The sequence below is a fragment of the Thermogymnomonas acidicola JCM 13583 genome (assembly GCF_001316105.1).
Taxonomy (GTDB): Archaea; Thermoplasmatota; Thermoplasmata; order Thermoplasmatales; family Thermoplasmataceae; genus Thermogymnomonas; species Thermogymnomonas acidicola.
Map to the genome: position 1 here is coordinate 35,615 of NZ_BBCP01000003.1, position 15,944 is coordinate 51,558.

A 15,944-nucleotide genomic window follows, 5' to 3' on the forward strand; every position below is an offset into this window, starting at 1 on the left:
CTAAACTATCCTCCCCCCCAGGTTCCTGGTTATGCCGAGCATATCCATGGCCCTGATGGCATTCCTTGGGGGGGCCTTCCCAGAGGGGGGGTGGTTGTTGAAGTAGATGAAGACCTCCTCCAGGCCACTGCTGCCCCTTATGATGCCCACTATGCTTTCAAGTTCGCTGTCACTGTATTCATAGTCGAAGGGCAGTGCATCCGACTTCCTGTACCAGGCTTCGTAGTTGCGGCCGTGTAGCCTAACGTATGCCTGGCCGGAAAGTTCATTGACGCCGGAGATCCTTGACTCCGGGCTGTCCAGTGTGACTGGAAGGACTCCTACCTCAACCAGCCTGCTGTAGTATTCCCTGGAGTAGAGTGCCCTGTTCCTGAACTCCACCGCGTACCTGTACCTCCCCGTCCTGGCCTCCCCGAGAAGCCCAATCAGAGACTCCATGTTCCCAGGGCCGAAGGCTGGCGGCAGCTGTATCAGGCAGTAGCCAGGACGCCTTTGCTGCGGAACCTCTCCAGCACCTCGTCCTCGAAGACGGCAAGTGAGGCCGAGGCAAGTTCTGCGCTCCTGAAGAGGGCCTCGTGCGTCACAGCCCTGGGGGGCCTTCACAGAGAACATGAACTCCCTGCCCGATACTGTCCTTATCCACCTGTCCACAGATATGCCTGAGGGCTGCCGGTAGAATGTGGAATCGACCTCCACGGTGTTGAACACGCTGCTGTAGAATGACAGGTGGTCCCTGGTAGACGGAGGGTAGAATGTGCCGACCCAGTCACTGTAACTCCAGCCGCTGCAGCCAGCCCAGTACCTGACCATCAGTGCCCCCCCTTCAGGATCTCCCTGGCTATCACTATCCTCTGTATCTCGTTTGTGCCCTCATAGATCTCCGTTATCTTCGCATCCCTCAGGTGCCTCTCGACGTCAAAGTCCTTGGTGTAGCCGTAGCCCCCCCAAAGATCTGTATTGCCTCCTTGGCCACGAACATGGCTGTCTCTGAAGCATACATCTTTGCCATGGAGGCGAGCTTTATGGCCCTCTGGCCCACTGCCCAGAGGCGCGCGGCCTCATATGTCAGGAGCCTGCTTGCCTCTATCCTCGTGGCCATGTCCGCCAGCTTGAACTGTATCCCCCCCTCGAACTCGGATATTGCCTGCCCGAACTGCTTCCTGTTCTTGGAGTACTCCAGGGCTTCCTCGTAAGCAGCCTCTGCGATGCCGAGTGCTTGGGCCGCTATGCCGATCCGCCCTGCATCGAGTGTCTCCATTATGACCCTGAAGCCGTCGTTGAGCTGGCCCACTATGTTTTCCTCAGGCACCTCCACGTCTTCGAAGACGAGTTCAACTGTGGAACTCCCCCCCCTCAGCCCCATCTTCCTGATGTCCCTGCTTATCCTCAGTCCTGGCGTGCCAGCATCGACAACGAATGTCGTGATGCCCCCCCTGTGCCTCTTCCCGGAGTCCGTTACAGCATCGAAGACGAAGAACTTCGCTATCCTCCCGTTGGAGATGAAGAGCTTCGTTCCGTTAACGACAAAGCTACTGCCCTTCCTCACAGCAGTTGTCCTGATGGATGCTGCATCGCTCCCTGCGCCTGGCTCCGTTATGGCCAGGCCGCCCACTGCTCCCTGGGCCACCTGCGTGAGGTACCTTTTCTTCAGTTCCTCGCTGCCAAACATGAGGATGGGCTCGGCAAACAGTGTCAGTGCACCGTCAAGCACCAGTGCGGTGCTCGGGCAGGCCTTTGATATCTCCTCAATGACCCTGACAAGAAGCTCGAAGCCGAGGCCTGCGCCACCGTACTTCTCCGGAATGTAGATGGAGAAGAGGCCAAGGGCCCTCATCCTGTCTATGAGGTCCTGTGGGACGTTCTCCTCCTCATCTATCTGCCTGGCCCTGGGCTTGACCTCATTCTGGGCGAATTCCCTGACTACCTTGAGGACCTGCTCCTCCGTCTCCTTGAGGCCTGAAAGCATGCATGAGCCATGTCAAGAATCGATATAAATTGGTGCTTCGGGCCCCCCCTTCAACGGCCCGATATGAGCTCACTCTTGAGGGTCTCCAGGAGGTCCTCCGGTATCCGGGCGCTCTCCTCGTACCCCCCGGGTGCCTTGTCTCTATGTATACGTTCCTTGCTTCCATGAACTCCGAGAGCTGCTTGTCAGTGAACCTGAAACGCAGGTACTGGAGAGTGCTCTCGAGCGTGTCCGTTGACCTCCCCCCCTCTTCCGGTATTGCGTGTATCTCTGAGTTCCCGAAAGTCATGTATACATGCTTCTCTATCCCTGCAAGCCTTGGCATCTCCCGTATGAGCTTGTCCTGTGTGTCGAACTCAATGAACATAGACACGCTCAGCTCGTTTCTGCCGGGCAGTAGGTCACTGTAGACCCTGATCAGCCTCCTTATCTCCTCCTCATCGTGCACGTTCTCTATGAACACCATCTCATTGATCTGGTTGAGCACTGTGTCCTTGCACTCAAAGAGGAAGCTGAAGGTCCTGGTTGAGACCCTCCTCCTCTTCTTTATCTCAATTATCTCCTTGACTATCCTGTCCCTTTCCTTCTCATAAATCTGAGGAGGTAGAACCTCCTCCCTCCTTATCTCCAGCATGTTCACTGCTGCTTCAGCTTCTGCAGCGTCTCCTCGTACTTCTTGGCGTGAGACTTCTCCGCTTGGCAAGCACCTCAAACCAGTGGGCTATGTCTTCGAAGCCCTCCTCCCTCGCTACCTTTGCAAAGCCAGGTACATCTGGGAGTACTCGTATGTCTCTCCTGCTATGGCGCTCTTGAGGTTCTGCTCTGTTGTCCCTATGGGCTCTCCGGTCACAGGGTCGCCAACAAGCTGCAGGTACTTGAGGTGACCGAATGCGTGCGCAGTCTCACCGTCTGCCGTTGACCTGAAAACGGCCGCTATCTCCTGGTAGCCCTCCTCGTCTGCCTTCTGTGCGAAGTACAGATACCTCCTGTTCGCCTGCGCCTCACCCGCAAAACCCATTTTCAGGTTCTCCAGAGTCTTGCTGTTCTTCAGATCCATTTTGCCACCAGGGATGTATCGAATTATCATATTTGAATTTATTGGAATGATTACTAATTAATATCTATACAAATTTAGCCCTGCCGGATGCGACCAGGAATATGCCGAGGGCCCTATCTACACTATGGACACCCGCGTCCAGCTCGAACTTCCTGCCCATGAACCAAACTGAAAAGCCTGCTGGGAGCTCGACCCTGCACTCCCCCCCATCCCTGAACCTCTCCGGCACGGCAGACACCAGGGGATCGAACTCCTCCAGACCGTCGAGAGGGACAGGCAGGACCATGAGGCCAGACTTCCCGTGCAGGCTCATGGGGAACCTGATCAGCCTGTGCACGTCTGTGGTCACGGGCTCATCGATCTCAGACCTCTCCCTCTCAAGGTATGTGGTGGTTGCCCACTCGAACACCTTCTGCTCCGCCTCACTGATATCAAGCCTGTACTTCAGGTGGCCAGGGCTGCTCAGCACCTGCTCCCTACTCGCAGTCCTTGTCCTGTCCACTATGACCGGGGGGGAGTTCCTGCGTGACAGGATATCAGAGAGCTCATCGTCCTTGAGTATGCCAATGTTCGAGCCCCTGTAGACCTCCGCGAACACTGAAGAAACGAAGCGGTCTATGGAGCTGATCCAGCCCCCCCCATTGCACCGCTGAGCAGAAAGGAGTTCTTCCTTATCTCTGAAAATGTTATCCCCCCCTCCCCCCCCTAACGTAGTCAGCGATCTCCCTCCTGGAATCCGAATCGAGTGTGTAGACTGCGTCGTCCTGTATGTGCACATGGTATCCACGGCCACCAGAGAAGTAGACCTTGATCGAATCACGCGGCACGCCCAGCGAGCCGATTAGGAAGTTCTTTACCAGCCTGATGGTGTGCTTCTTCACCTCTCCGAGTATCGCCTCGTAGCTCATGTTTGAGGCGCCTGGTATGTGGTCTGCATCCAGGTCAAAGATCAGCTCCGCACCCAACCAGCCCTTACCCTCCATTGACCTCTCATCCGGCTTCCTGTAATATGCAGAAGAGTAGTAGAGGTGCCTGGGCGGATCCCTGGCACACATTGCCCTGGCCTCAAGGAGGCTCCTGAACTTCCTGTGCCTGACCATTGTGCCCTCGAATGGGATCAGGCCTATCTCCCTTGAGGAGATGTTGTCAGGGCCATCCGGCTCCCATGAGGAGTAGTATTCCCTGAATGCAGAGTGGAGCATGGCCGTGGATCTGTCCACCTTAACCTATGGAATAGTATTTTAATTAGGTTTGTGATCGTTTACCCATGCAAAAAAGGGTTCTAATGATTATAATTATAATAATTATGCTAATACTATCAAGCGCATACCTATCAACCGCATCCGTTTCAGGAAAACCATCACACTCGGTGAAGCCGGAACCTGTTGCGGCCACAGCCAGCAGCGGGCAGCCCGTGAACGTTACTGGCATATGGTCCGGTGAAGCCTATGTCCCTGACGCCACACAGGCAGCCTACGTCACCGGCCTGCTGAGGCAGATGGGAATAAACTACACGTATGCAGGTTCACTCATCTCGTTCACATTCCCCGCCTCAGCCTACAGCGAGATCGCCGGTTCCCTTTCTGCTATCCGGCAGGCCACAGGCATCGAATACGCACTTTCCAGCGGCGTGCATTACGCTGTTCCGTACATAGTGCCCCCCCTGCAGGTTGGCTCCTCCGGCATCTACTACACACCCTCACAGATAGCAAAAGCGTACCAGTTCGACGAGGCCTACTCGGAAGGCGTCTATGGAAACGGCACCACGATAGTGATAGTGGACGCCTATGGCGACCCAAACCTCAACTACGACGTTGCGGCTTTCGATAACATAACTGGCCTGCCGCCCATAAACCTGAAGGTCATATACCCGATGGGCGAGCCGGCCCAGTACAACAGCAGCTGGGCCGTGGAGACCTCCACCGATGTGGAATGGGCCCACGCCATGGCGCCAGGTGCCAGGGTGATCCTCGTCGTAGCACCCTCAGCGGACAGCAATGTACTGCAGCAGGCCGTGAGCTACGCAGTTGACGAGAGGCTCGGAAACGTTATCTCCCTGAGCTGGGGGCCTGCCGGAGAACCAGGTGGGCCAGTCCCAGATGGAGGTGGCGAACAAGGTGTTCGAGCAGGCCGCAGCTGAGAACATAACAGTGGTTGCGGCCTCAGGTGACCAGGGAGGCCTGGACGGCGAAAGCTCGCCCACCGTCAACTTCCCTGCATCTGACCCTTACGTGCTTGCTGTGGGTGGCACATCACTGTACTACGACAACCCGTACCAGCAGACCGCATGGGGTGGATACTATGACGGCACCACGTTCGGGAGCGGTGGCGGGTTCAGTGCCAACTTCTCCAGGCCGTACTTCCAGGCAGGCCCCCCCGGCATCAACTCCACCATGAGGGGGCTTGCCCGACGTTGCATGGTGGCCAACCCTGAGACCGGGGTGCTTGTGGTTACCGATGGCACGGAGAGGCAGATAGGGGGGGGCACCAGTGTGGGCGCACCAATATGGTCAGCATCATTGCACTCATCGACCAGTTCGACCACAGGCCGGTTGGCCTCATAACCCCCCCGATGCTCTACCAGATCTACAGGACTCCCTACTACAGTGACGCGTTCGTCCAGATCACGCAGGGCACGAACGGCGTGTATAACGCCGGGCCCGGCTGGAACCCTGTTACGGGCCTGGGAACGCCCATGGTGTACAACCTTATGGTCCTCACCTACTACCTGTACCTCCCATACGGGACCTACGAGGAGTTCACTGGCAGCTACCTGAACGCCACATCGGTCAGTGCCCAGGTATCCATGAGGGATTACGTGGCACAGTATGTGATCAACGGGACTGATTTTTACTACGTTGGTTTTTACAACGACGAGTTCAACTACACCAAGGTAGGCATAGGGGGGGTGAACTCCACAGGTGTGTACGCGATAGCAGAGGTGGAGCAGGACGGGCAGGTGGCGCTGGACTCGAGGCAGGTGGCCAGCGGTGCAGCCCAGGCGGCAGGGTTCTCCGCCGAAATCTCGGCCAGTTACACGGACTACGGTCTCAGTGAGTACATCAATTTGACGTCCGGCATAGTCTACCACTTCACATTCAACACACTGGTCTCGTTCAAGGGCCAGTCATACCCCCCCATCATAGGGTGGATGTTGCGGGATCCGAGTACAACCTCTCGGACATAAGCACTGCACAGTTCTCGGGCATACTGATCAACGGCACGGCAGTCAGCGGCCAGCCGGATGTTTACACCGGCACTCTGGACTACCTGAACATGCAGAACTATTCCAGTGTGAACGTGTCCAGCAACAGTGCCGGGTACCTGTTCTCCACGGGAGTGCCCAGGATAGGTGGCGCACAGGGTAACGGGACAGGACAGATAGAGTACTGGCTGGCATTCGGCAACGGTGCCATAGAGGGGCATTTCCACACCCGTGGGCTGCCGCCTGGCGTGTGGTATGTCAATGGCACGGCGGTGTCCACTGGTTACAACATGACCTTCCCGTTCAGCAGGGGGGGAGGCATATACCTGGTGACGTACAGCGCACCCGGCGTGGACATCTCAAGGTACGTCGCTGTGCCGTACTTCGGCTACGCGAGCCTTAACGTCAGCACGTCCGCACAGACCGACAGGTATGAGGTGTACAACGCCACAGTTGACTACTTCTACCACTACACGGGCAGCAAAAGCATCAGGGTGGCTGCCCTGGACACATCGAACAGTGTATCCATAACCGCCAAAGGCGAACACCCGTATAAGGGGAACGTAACGGCCGGGGAGGGCCTGAACGTTACCCTTATGCCGTACAACGTCACAGTGACGCTATACGTGTCACCCGGAACTGCAACCGTAGATGCGAAACACGTCAGCATGGTAAGGGACGGCGGGTTCTACACCATCTCCTCCACCCCACAGGAGATCAACCTAACGGTTTCAGCCAGTGGGTACTACAGCGACACCATCCAGCTTGAACTCCTGCCCGGCAGGAACGTTACTGAGGAGGCCCAGCTGGAGCCTCTGGCAACTGATTACGTGGTCGTACAGGGAGCGGTGGAGGATGCCCTCTACCACTACCCGGTCGTCAACGCGAACGTGTCGCTGGGCAGCCTTTACGTTTACACAAACGGGACGGGGGGGAACTTCACCGCCTATGTGGAACCCGGCACGTACAGTGTCAGGATAGAGGCCCCCCCACTCTACAGGAACCTGAGCTCGAACGAGACTTTTGACAGGTCTTCGAGTGTTGTCTTTTACCTCCAGCCGCAGGAGGTCAACGTATCGGTGATACCTCACATATACCTGCTCAGGAACTTCCCCTTCCTGTTCTACTTCGCATACGTCTCCTGGTCACAGTACACCGGATCGGGCTTCCAGTCTTACACCCTCTACATTTCCAACAGCTCGTCCTTCACCAACTATACGACCATGACTATAACTTCGCAGAAGCACACTTACGTGATCCTGGACAATGTCTATCCCGGGAAGACTTACTATGCCATGGTGATAGTGAGGACGTCTAACGGCCAGATATTCGGGAGCGGTGAGTTCCGCATAGGCTACACTAACATAGGGCTGCTGGCACTTAACGTGGTTATAGTGGTGGGCATCGTGCTCTACGTAACCTATGCAGTGAGGATATTCAGAAAAAGGAAGAGGTACGGGGAATGATCACAGGATCTCTTCCCTCAGGGCCCTGACTGCGTCCACCATGTTCTTAAGCTTCTGGAAGCCCACCTCCCTGGACCTGGTGCGCAGGCCGCAGTCCGGGTTCACCTTCACTAGCCTGGGGTCATCTACGACCGAGATCGCGTACTCTATGCGCTTCCTGATAAGGTCCACAGGTTCCACGGTGTCTATGTGCACGTCTGTGACCCCCCCTATGCCTACGAACCTCTTCTTCGATACCGTCTCGTTTACCTGCGCGAAGTACTTCAGGTCACTGTACCCCCCCAGGCGCTCCGATCCGGGTGCGAGCGGGTCCCTGTTCGCGTACTCCAGGTTATAGCCGTCTATGTTCATTTCAGGTATCCTGTCGTAAAGTATCCTGTAGTCCTTGCTGTAACACACATGGAGGCTGAACTCAACACCGCTTAGGCCCTCAGTGCACCTATTTATCGAATCGACGACAATGTCCATCTCTGACGGGTGTGTTGTGGTAGCGGGCTCGTCTATCTGCACCTCAAACCTCTCCTTCCTGCCCGACCTCTTCCAGAGCTCATACATCTCCTTGATCTCCTGGTTTATGATCTCAGCATATGCCATGGCCAGGCTGTGCCTGTCACTGTAATGCTCGTTGAATGACCAGTCCATCATGGTGTAGGGCCCGGTGATTGGCATCTTTATCCTCTCAACTGCGCTGTCAAGCAGGAACCTGAGCTCATCGATGTGGAAGGGTTCCTTCCTTCTTATGTCTCTGACCACACTCCCTTTCCTGTAGTACCGGTTGTCGAATGACCTCACTAGGCCATAGAACTCTATTCCGTCTATCCTGCTGGCCGGGTGCTCGTACATCTCCCACCTGAACATCTCCCCCCCACCGACGCCAGGTTGTCCAGCCCTGCCTTCCTGAACAGATCGAGTGTCTCCAGTGTGGCCTTTCCTGCCAGCTGCCTGAACTCCTCGGTGCCCTGTATGGAGTGGAACTTCGAGCTAAGGTACAGTGGCTTCCTGAAGCTGCCTATCTCCTGGGTTATGAGTATCTGTTCCATTCAGATCGCCTCCATTATGGCAACCTTCTTCTCCGCAATGCCCCTGGGTAGGAAGTCCAGGTAGTCGTTGGTCGTGACGTATAGGTCCCCGCTCAGCGTTGAGGCTGTGTCTTCCAGGTTCCTCATGGCATCCTTCCCCTCCAGCCTGGTGTTGTGGGCGTCGAGTGCCTTCACGCCCACGTTCCTGCACACCCTGGATGCTGCCTCAATGTCGGAAAGATCAACCACCAGAGTATCAGGCCTGTTGTGCAGGCCCTGGAATGGCTTCTCGCTGAACCTTCCCTGCACCACAAGCGTGACCTTGTAGTCCCTGAAAAGCGGATCCAGGACCGTGAGGTCGTCCTTTCCGTAAGGCAGTGCCTCGAATAGCACCATGTTCTTTGTCCCTGACTTCCCCCCCTGGACCTGCCTGTATATGTCCACAAGGCCCTTAACTGCATCCCCTTCGGATATGCCATGAAGCCTCGAGAGCTTCACGAACGTCAGGGGGGGCGAGGGCAGGAAAGTGGCCCAGCCGCTGTCCCTGGGCATGTAGATGGGCATGGGCGGGTTCTCCTCGACCTCTGCATCCGAATATGGGTCGAATCTCAGTTTGCCAACCTTTGATACCAGTGGTTCCCTGTAGAAGGTGTTCGTCTCCAGGTACCTGGTCAGCGGCCCCCCCAGGGTGATGCCGTCTGTGGCCAGTGCCAGCGGCCTCAGGATGTCATGCCAGTTGAACAGGGGGGGATCGGTCACAAGGTCTATGTTCCTGCACATCCCATAGAATTTCTCCTTCTCCTCCCTGATCCTTTCCTTCACCTCATCAGTCCCGACAGAACCCCTCTCCCACCTTCCGTAGGTCAGCCTCAGCTGCTCTGACCTCGGGAATATACCATAAAGAAGAGACCTGACCTGTCCCATATCAGACAACCTCCAGAAACTCCCTCGCTATGTCGTTCCTTCCAAGCGGCATGATATGCACCCCATCGACGTAGCCCCCTCAGTTCCTCCACGAGCCTTTCTAATATGCCCCTGGAAGCAGCCAGCGGGTCTGAGCCGGAGAGCTTGCGCTTCGTTTCTTCGGAGAGCCGGACCCCCCCATGGCCTCTATGGACTTCAGCTGGGATTCCCTCCTGATGGGTATGAAGCCTAAGGAGAGCCTGAAGTCCCTGTTCCTGATCCACTCCTTCTGCAGCAGTTCAGGCTCGTACACGGCCTGCGTTATGAAGAAGTCTGCCCCGGCCTCCCTCTTGGCCCTGACGACCTGTTCCTCAACGTCCCTGTAAGGGTTCAGCGAGGAGCCGACGGTTACACTGCCCTCATAGTCCTTCATGTACACGGTACTCCTCTTGACCCTCCTGATGGTGCCCATGACGTCGAGCTCCCTGACCTCCCTGGATTCCGACTGGCTGGATATGGGGGGGTCACCGCCTATCACGAAGAAGCTGTCTATGCCTGCCTTTATCCCCCCCGTTATGACCTGGGCACTGATCTGGAGGCCGTTCTTGTCCCTCGGAGTTATGTGCGGCATAGGTTTCAGTGAAGTCCCCCCCTGGTGGCAACGTAGAGCGATAGGATAGGGTCAATGCCGGGCAGGCCCATGGGGGGGTTCTCCGGCACCGTCACCATGTCAGCAACACCGTCAAGCACTCGGCCCGCTTCCATAAGGTCTTCAAGGCCGGGCGACTTCCTGGGGGACTATCTCAACGGACTTCAGCATCATACCACTTGCGACCATCGAGATATTTAAGGTAAGAAATAATGGTTAGTCATATTTGTATTACCAGTGCTCATTCATATGTCGAACCGCACGCCCTGTGCCAGTGGCAGGTCATGGCCGTAATTCTTGGTCACCGTCTGCCTCCGCATGTAGTTCTTCCATGCGTCGCTGCCGCTCTCCCTGCCGCCGCCCGTCTCCTTCTCTCCCCCCCGAGGCGCCACCTATCTCAGCGCCAGCCGTGCTCGTGTTCACATTGGCGATGCCGCAGTCAGAGCCGTGGGGCGACAGGAACTCCTCCTCCTCGCGCAGGTCTGTGGTGAATATTGCGGAGGACAGTCCCTGAGGCACGCTGTTGTGTATCTCTATGGCCTCCCTGAGGTCACGGTACTTGAAGACGTACAGGATGGGAGCGAAGGTCTCCTCCCTGCATATCTCCATGTCCTTCCTGGCCTCGATTATGGTGGGTTCCACATAGTACCCTCTGAGGCCGTCCACCGTCTTTGGCCTGCCCCCGAAGAGCACCTTTCCGCCCTCCTCCTCCGCCCTCTTGACCGCGTTCGTGAACTTCTCTACCGCTTCCCTGTCTATCAGGGGGGCCAACGAGGACACCCTCCTGGCTTGGATCTCCTACCCTCACAGACGAGTATGCCTTGACGAGCCTGGAGACGAACTCGCTGTAGATCTTCTCAGAAACTATCACCCTCCTGGTGGATGTGCACCTCTGCCCTGCGGTTGCCAGGGCCCCCCCGAAAAGCACCCCCCCTTTCAGCGCAACCTCCATGTCAGCCTTGTCCGAGACGATTGCGGCGTTGTTGCCCCCCCCGAGTTCGAGTATGGTGCGGCCAAGCCTGGAAGAAACCCTCTCGGCTATCCTCCGTCCGGTCCTGACAGAACCGGTGAAGGAGATGAGCGGTACCCTGGGGTCAGAGGCGAGCATTTCGCCCATCTCCACACCTGGGCCTGCTACCATCGTGAAGATGGGGGGGTGCCGATTCCTCCTCCACCACCTCCGCCACGGTCCTCATTACCATTATGGCGGTAAGCACAGCTTGGTGGAAGGCTTCCAGATCACAGTGTCACCCACCGTGGCAGCGATGAACGAGTTCCAGGACCACACGGAGGCGGGGAAGTTGAAGGCCGTGATCACACCCACTGGCCCCCCAGGGGGAGCCACTGCTCATAGAGCCTGTGGTGCGGCCTCTCGCTTGCCATGGTCAGGCCATACACCTGCCTGGATAGCCCGAGGGAGAAGTCAGAGATATCGATCATCTCCTGTATCTCGCCCTGCCCCCTCAGTTATTGTCTTGCCCACCTCCAGGGTGACCACGAGGCCCAGCATGTCCCTCTCCTCCCTGAGCCTCTCGCCTATCTTCCTGATCAGCTGCCCCCCTCTTGGGCGCAGGCCACTCCCTCCACTCCTCGAATGCCCTGGTAGAGGCCTTCACTGCATCCTCGTAAGCAGTGGTATCTGAAAGCATGACATCGGCCACAGGTTCTCCGTCCACCGGGCTCACAACAGTGTGTTTCCTTGTGCCCGCGGCCCACTTTCCATAGTATGTGGCCTCCAGTTTGCCGCCTAGGGAGAAGTGCTCCTCCACCCTCCTCCTCACATCTGCAATGTCCATAGGGGGGGAAGATCTGGAGGAACTGAATATAACTTCACACAGGGTGGTTGGTTAAGAAAAACAGGTTAAAGTGGCCCAGGCAGCCAGGCCAAAAGGGAGGCGCACTCCATTCGTGTCCCATATTGTTGGGGGGGATATCACTTCGATTCCTTGATGAGGAAGTACGGGTTCTTCCCACCGTCCGTTATCTCGTATACGATCTTGTTTGAGGTCTCCATCACCTCTTCCACGTGCCTGGATCGATGTTTGGCCTCCTCTTGCTCTGCCAGTACAGGTCATATGTCTGGAGGAGGAATCTCGGGAAGTCTGCTATGTCTCTGAGGTAGCTGGGCATCATCTTCATTATGAAGTCCATGGAGTTCTTCATAAGCCTCTCCTTCTCCGGGTCCCTCTCCTTTATGTTCTTTATCTTCCCCCCTGAAGTACTTGTAGAGGTAGAAGCTGTAGGTTGCGTAGAACTGTGCAATCTGAACCGTGACTGGCCCCCAGCCGCGTCTTCATCACAGGGGGGGTCACTATGTCGTACCTGTCCCAGTCCAGGGTGAAGAGGAGGTTGTTCCTGACGGCGTCATCGAAGACGCGTGTCCCAGGAAGGGGCGTGTAGATTGAGAACTGGATTGCGTCTGCGCCTGCCCTGGCCAGTTTCCTGGAGAAGCGGATTGATGCTATGATATCGCGGAGCCTCTCGTATGGTGCGCCGACCATCATGCCGACGAGGGTGACTATGCCGTTCCTTGAGAGTGTGTTCACTGCGTCCACGGACTGTGGCGTGAACTCGCCCTTGTGCATCTTCTTCAGCACCTCTTCGCTCCCAGATTCCACTCCGAGGAAGGCCACCTTCACCCCTGCCCTGGCAGCCTTCTCTATGAGGGGCTTGTTCTTAGCGGTCACGTCAGCCCTCATCTGCACTATGTATTTGAGGCCCAGGTCCTCCTCTATGATCCTGTCGAACAGCTCGTCCCTCTGCCTGACGTTCGGGAAGACCACGAAGATATCGTCTGTGAAGAAGACCCAGTTGTAGCCGTGTGCCTTGGCGTCGCGGAGTTCCGCCATTATCCTGTCGTTGCTCTTGTTCCTCCACTTGTTTCCCCATGTGGGTGTCACAGAGCAGAAGTCGCAGGCGTACGGGCAACCCCCTGGCAGTCTCCAGGCACGCGACATACTGGTCGTTACCGAACACCTTGAACGTGTACTTCTCCCTCTCCAGGAGGTCAAGGGGAGGCATGGGGAGCGTGTCCAGGTCCCTGATCAGGGGGGGCCTTGGCCTCGTCCTGTGTATGCCCTCCTCGTCCCTGTACACGATGCCCCCCCTGACTCCTGACAGTCCGGTGCCCTGGTCCACCGCCTCAGCTATCTCATACATGGTTTCGTCGCCCTCGCCCAGTACAGAGACGTCGAAGCCGGAGCGCACGATCTCCTTGGGAAGGAACGTGGCGTGGTGACCCCCCCCGCCACCAGGAGGGTCTCAGGGCTCCTCTCCTTTATCTTCCTAGCAATGATACTCGCATTCACGTGGGCAGCTGTGGCGTGCAGCGTTATCCCCCCCACAATGTCAGGCTTCATCTCGAGAGCGGCGTTTACAGTCTCCTCTATGGACAGGTTGTCACCCTCCATGTCTATGATCTTGACCCTGGACCCGGGTATCCTGAGCACCTCCCCCCCCGCCAGGTCAAGGAGGCCCAGGGGGGGCGTTGGGAGAAAACCCCCACTTGGTGAGGTAACCACTTCCGGTCTTGTTGGTAGGGCGGATGAAGACAGCCCTCACAGCCATAGGAATCCAGCTTCCGGGGGGGATTTATAAACCTTGATCGGCCATTTTATTTCGGTGCCTTATAATTAATTAACTACCTAATTGTTGGCAAGACGCTCAGAGGACAAAAGGTATGCTGTATCCACAGTCCGGACACCTGGAGTCTGGAGTTAACCTGATCCTCAGGGTCCTCATCATATCCCTCTCCACGAGCAATGAGCCGCACCCGGGGCAGTAGGTATTCTGGAGCCTGTGCCCGGGCACGTTGCCTATGTAGACGTAGTGGAAGCCCATCGACTTCGCAAGCTCTGCGTGCCGTTCGAGCACCCCCCCGACGGGTGTGTTAGGCAGGGACATTAAACGGTAGTCCGGGTGGAACCTCAGGAAGCTTATGGGCACATCCGGGCCGCATATGTCCATGATGCGCCCCCCCAGCATGGCCCTGGCCTCATCGAGGCTATCCCCCCCTATCCGTGGCACCACCAGGTCGGTGACCTCAACGTGTATTCCCCCCCCGCCAGCATCTCTGCGATGGTATCATAAATGAGGTCCACATCGAACACTGACATAACCTTCCTGTAGAACTCCTTCGAGGCATTACCCTTGAAGTCAACGGTTGCAGCGTCTAGGAAACCGGAAATGAAACCGACGCTCTCCCTGGTCTCGAAACCGTTCGTCACGAATATGTTGATCAGGCCCTCCCTCCTGGCCAGCACTCCCACGTCCCTGGCGAACTCGCTGAATATGGTGGGCTCGTTGTATGTATAGCTATGCCGCCACATCCGTAACTGATCGCTTCACTCACTATGTCTTCCGGCCCCCCCATGTCGTACCCTTCCGGCCTCCTCCTCTGGCTCAGCTCGAAGTTCTGGCAGAACTGGCATGCGAAGTCGCAGCCGGCAGTGCCTATTGAGAGTATCCTGTACCCAGGGTGCATGTGCAGAACGGGCTTCTTCTCGATGGGGGGGTCTATCTGGACAGCCATGGGCCTTCCGTAGACGTTAAGGTAGAGCCTGCCCCCCCCATGTTCTGCCTGACACCGCAGAACCCTATCTGGCCGTCCGCGAGTGTGCAGTACCTCCTGCATGCCGTGCACCTTACCTTCCCGCCCACCTTCTCGTAGAGTACTGCCTCACCCTGCACATGTACACATGCAAGGGTGGGATAAAGCGTTATCCAGTTCTCCGCCAGAGGGACTGCGTGAAGACTGTTGCAGTGAGGACCCACGGCACGGATCAGAGGTATGCGACTACTGAGCCGTAACCGACCGTTGCGTTCATGTCACCGCTGGCTCCCCCCCAGAGGTGGAGTGGTGGAGCAGCTTCATCCTCCCACCCAGTTCCGCAGTGATGTGCATGAGCACCGCTATTGGGCCGTAGCCGCATGCCGTGACCCCCCCCTGGCCCTTAGCGTCCTGTAGAACCCCCCTCTATGTCCAGGTCGATTATTCTCTCAATGAGCTCCATGTCCTTCTTCACCACCACCTCGTGCGGCTCGTAGTGTGTGAAATCTGATGAGGCTATGAGCACCACATCCCTCCTGAGGGCGCTGATGGATCTGTAGAGCTCCTCCGATGCCTGCGGGCCCTGGTCTCCCATGGCCACAGGTACGAAGGAGAAGTCGTCACCGAAGAGGTACTGGAGGAAAGGTACCTGGACTTCTATTGAGTGCTCCATTGCGTGCGCAAGCTTGTCCGAGACTATGTTCCTCGACTTCGTGCACAGATCCCTGGCGAGGTCCTCGTCCACCCTTGCCCTCCCGAGCGGCGTGAGCCAGACGCCCTCAGGGTACACCGCGGAGTAGGACGGGTAGCCGTTGTGGTTCGGGCCGATTATCAGGAAGTCCCTGGACTGCGACCTGGAAAGTGCCCTGTAGGAATACATGGCGGTGAGGCCTGAGTATATGTATCCTGCGTGCGGTACGATGACACCTATGACCTTCCCCGGGATTTCCTCTGGCCTGGCACGCTTCTCGAAGCCTGCCAGCATGGATATGACCTGCTCCTCGTCGTTCGGGTAGAAAGTGCCGGCCACGGCGGGTACGCGCATCAATTTGTCATGGCTTGCACGTTTAAAGTGTTAATGCTCAACAGAAGATCGTAAATCCCCCCCCTTGTCCATGATCGCGTGATGG

The 15,944-nt window shown here is 56.9% G+C and carries 10 protein-coding genes and 7 pseudogenes; 4 read left to right on the plus strand and 13 right to left on the minus strand.

The features are described 5' to 3' along the window. From JCM13583_RS03220 to JCM13583_RS03245, 6 genes and pseudogenes are all read right to left on the minus strand, one after another. Entirely contained in the window at positions 1-810 is an 810-nt protein-coding gene (locus JCM13583_RS03220; protein WP_075056677.1) for a DUF72 domain-containing protein, read from the minus strand. Then, positions 810-1,966, minus strand: a pseudogene (locus JCM13583_RS03225) (acyl-CoA dehydrogenase family protein). Before JCM13583_RS03225 ends, JCM13583_RS03220 begins: the two are co-directional and overlap by 1 nt. Beyond that, the gene (locus tag JCM13583_RS03230) at positions 1,899-2,600 is read right to left on the minus strand and encodes a DUF3501 family protein (protein ID WP_162509311.1); all 702 of its coding nucleotides are present in this window, start codon (positions 2,598-2,600) and stop codon (positions 1,899-1,901) included. Before JCM13583_RS03230 ends, JCM13583_RS03225 begins: the two are co-directional and overlap by 68 nt. Before the next feature lie 2 nt (positions 2,601-2,602). Beyond that, a pseudogene (locus JCM13583_RS03235) lies at positions 2,603-3,023 on the minus strand (rubrerythrin). Between the two features lie 64 nt (positions 3,024-3,087). Beyond that, positions 3,088-3,801: a hypothetical protein gene (locus tag JCM13583_RS03240; protein ID WP_171823402.1), complete on the minus strand. Its 714-nt coding sequence runs from the start codon at positions 3,799-3,801 to the stop codon at positions 3,088-3,090. Next, positions 3,710-4,225: a hypothetical protein gene (locus JCM13583_RS03245; RefSeq protein WP_162509360.1), complete on the minus strand. Its 516-nt coding sequence runs from the start codon at positions 4,223-4,225 to the stop codon at positions 3,710-3,712. Before JCM13583_RS03245 ends, JCM13583_RS03240 begins: the two co-directional genes overlap by 92 nt. 104 nt (positions 4,226-4,329) lie before the next feature. On the opposite strand from JCM13583_RS03245, the gene JCM13583_RS03250 reads away from it, so the two are divergent. The 4 genes from JCM13583_RS03250 to JCM13583_RS03265 are packed head-to-tail and all read left to right on the plus strand — an operon-like array spanning position 4,330 to position 7,694. Continuing rightward, complete coding sequence (locus JCM13583_RS03250) at positions 4,330-5,163, plus strand: hypothetical protein (RefSeq protein ID WP_162509312.1); 834 nt, start codon at positions 4,330-4,332, stop codon at positions 5,161-5,163. Then, on the plus strand, positions 5,108-5,587 hold the full coding sequence (locus JCM13583_RS03255) for a hypothetical protein (RefSeq protein ID WP_162509313.1): 480 nt from the start codon (positions 5,108-5,110) through the stop codon (positions 5,585-5,587). Before JCM13583_RS03250 ends, JCM13583_RS03255 begins: the two co-directional genes overlap by 56 nt. After that, entirely contained in the window at positions 5,530-6,210 is a 681-nt protein-coding gene (locus tag JCM13583_RS03260) for a hypothetical protein (protein ID WP_075056683.1), read from the plus strand. The genes JCM13583_RS03255 and JCM13583_RS03260 overlap by 58 nt, the downstream gene beginning before the upstream one ends. Next, entirely contained in the window at positions 6,171-7,694 is a 1,524-nt protein-coding gene (locus tag JCM13583_RS03265) for a hypothetical protein (RefSeq protein WP_075056684.1), read from the plus strand. The genes JCM13583_RS03260 and JCM13583_RS03265 overlap by 40 nt, the downstream gene beginning before the upstream one ends. Here the strand turns inward: JCM13583_RS03265 and JCM13583_RS03270 are convergent. The 7 genes and pseudogenes from JCM13583_RS03270 to JCM13583_RS03300 all read right to left on the minus strand — a co-directional run bounded on the left by JCM13583_RS03270 (position 7,695) and on the right by JCM13583_RS03300 (position 15,862). Beyond that, positions 7,695-8,734: pseudogene (locus tag JCM13583_RS03270) on the minus strand (methionine synthase). Further along, positions 8,735-9,637, minus strand: a complete 903-nt coding sequence (locus tag JCM13583_RS03275) for a hypothetical protein (RefSeq protein ID WP_075056685.1) — start codon at positions 9,635-9,637, stop codon at positions 8,735-8,737. A 100-nt stretch (positions 9,638-9,737) separates the two neighbouring features. Continuing rightward, positions 9,738-10,247 carry a methylenetetrahydrofolate reductase gene (locus JCM13583_RS03280; RefSeq protein ID WP_075056686.1) on the minus strand — a complete coding sequence of 170 codons (510 nt, stop codon included), beginning with the start codon at positions 10,245-10,247 and terminating at the stop codon, positions 9,738-9,740. Between the two features lie 263 nt (positions 10,248-10,510). Beyond that, positions 10,511-12,061 (minus strand): annotated as a pseudogene (locus JCM13583_RS03285) (aldehyde dehydrogenase family protein). Positions 12,062-12,198: 137 nt separating this feature from the next. Continuing rightward, a pseudogene (locus JCM13583_RS03290) lies at positions 12,199-13,826 on the minus strand (B12-binding domain-containing radical SAM protein). 102 nt (positions 13,827-13,928) lie between these two features. Further along, positions 13,929-14,954: pseudogene (amrS, locus tag JCM13583_RS03295) on the minus strand (AmmeMemoRadiSam system radical SAM enzyme). A gap of 92 nt (positions 14,955-15,046) precedes the next feature. Further along, positions 15,047-15,862, minus strand: a pseudogene (locus JCM13583_RS03300) (MEMO1 family protein). Between the last annotated feature and the right edge of the window lie 82 nt (positions 15,863-15,944).

What these genes read in the sequence shown, in the direction of transcription:
- JCM13583_RS03220 (WP_075056677.1), bottom strand. Translation starts at nt 810, where the DNA reads ATGGTCAGGTACTGGGCTGGCTGCAGCGGCTGGAGTTACAGTGACTGG.
- JCM13583_RS03230 (WP_162509311.1), bottom strand. Translation starts at nt 2,600, where the DNA reads ATGCTGGAGATAAGGAGGGAGGAGGTTCTACCTCCTCAGATTTATGAG.
- JCM13583_RS03240 (WP_171823402.1), bottom strand. Translation starts at nt 3,801, where the DNA reads ATGTGCACATACAGGACGACGCAGTCTACACACTCGATTCGGATTCCA.
- JCM13583_RS03245 (WP_162509360.1), bottom strand. Translation starts at nt 4,225, where the DNA reads ATGCTCCACTCTGCATTCAGGGAATACTACTCCTCATGGGAGCCGGAT.
- JCM13583_RS03250 (WP_162509312.1), top strand. Translation starts at nt 4,330, where the DNA reads ATGCTAATACTATCAAGCGCATACCTATCAACCGCATCCGTTTCAGGA.
- JCM13583_RS03260 (WP_075056683.1), top strand. Translation starts at nt 5,530, where the DNA reads ATGGTCAGCATCATTGCACTCATCGACCAGTTCGACCACAGGCCGGTT.
- JCM13583_RS03275 (WP_075056685.1), bottom strand. Translation starts at nt 9,637, where the DNA reads ATGGGACAGGTCAGGTCTCTTCTTTATGGTATATTCCCGAGGTCAGAG.
- JCM13583_RS03280 (WP_075056686.1), bottom strand. Translation starts at nt 10,247, where the DNA reads ATGCCGCACATAACTCCGAGGGACAAGAACGGCCTCCAGATCAGTGCC.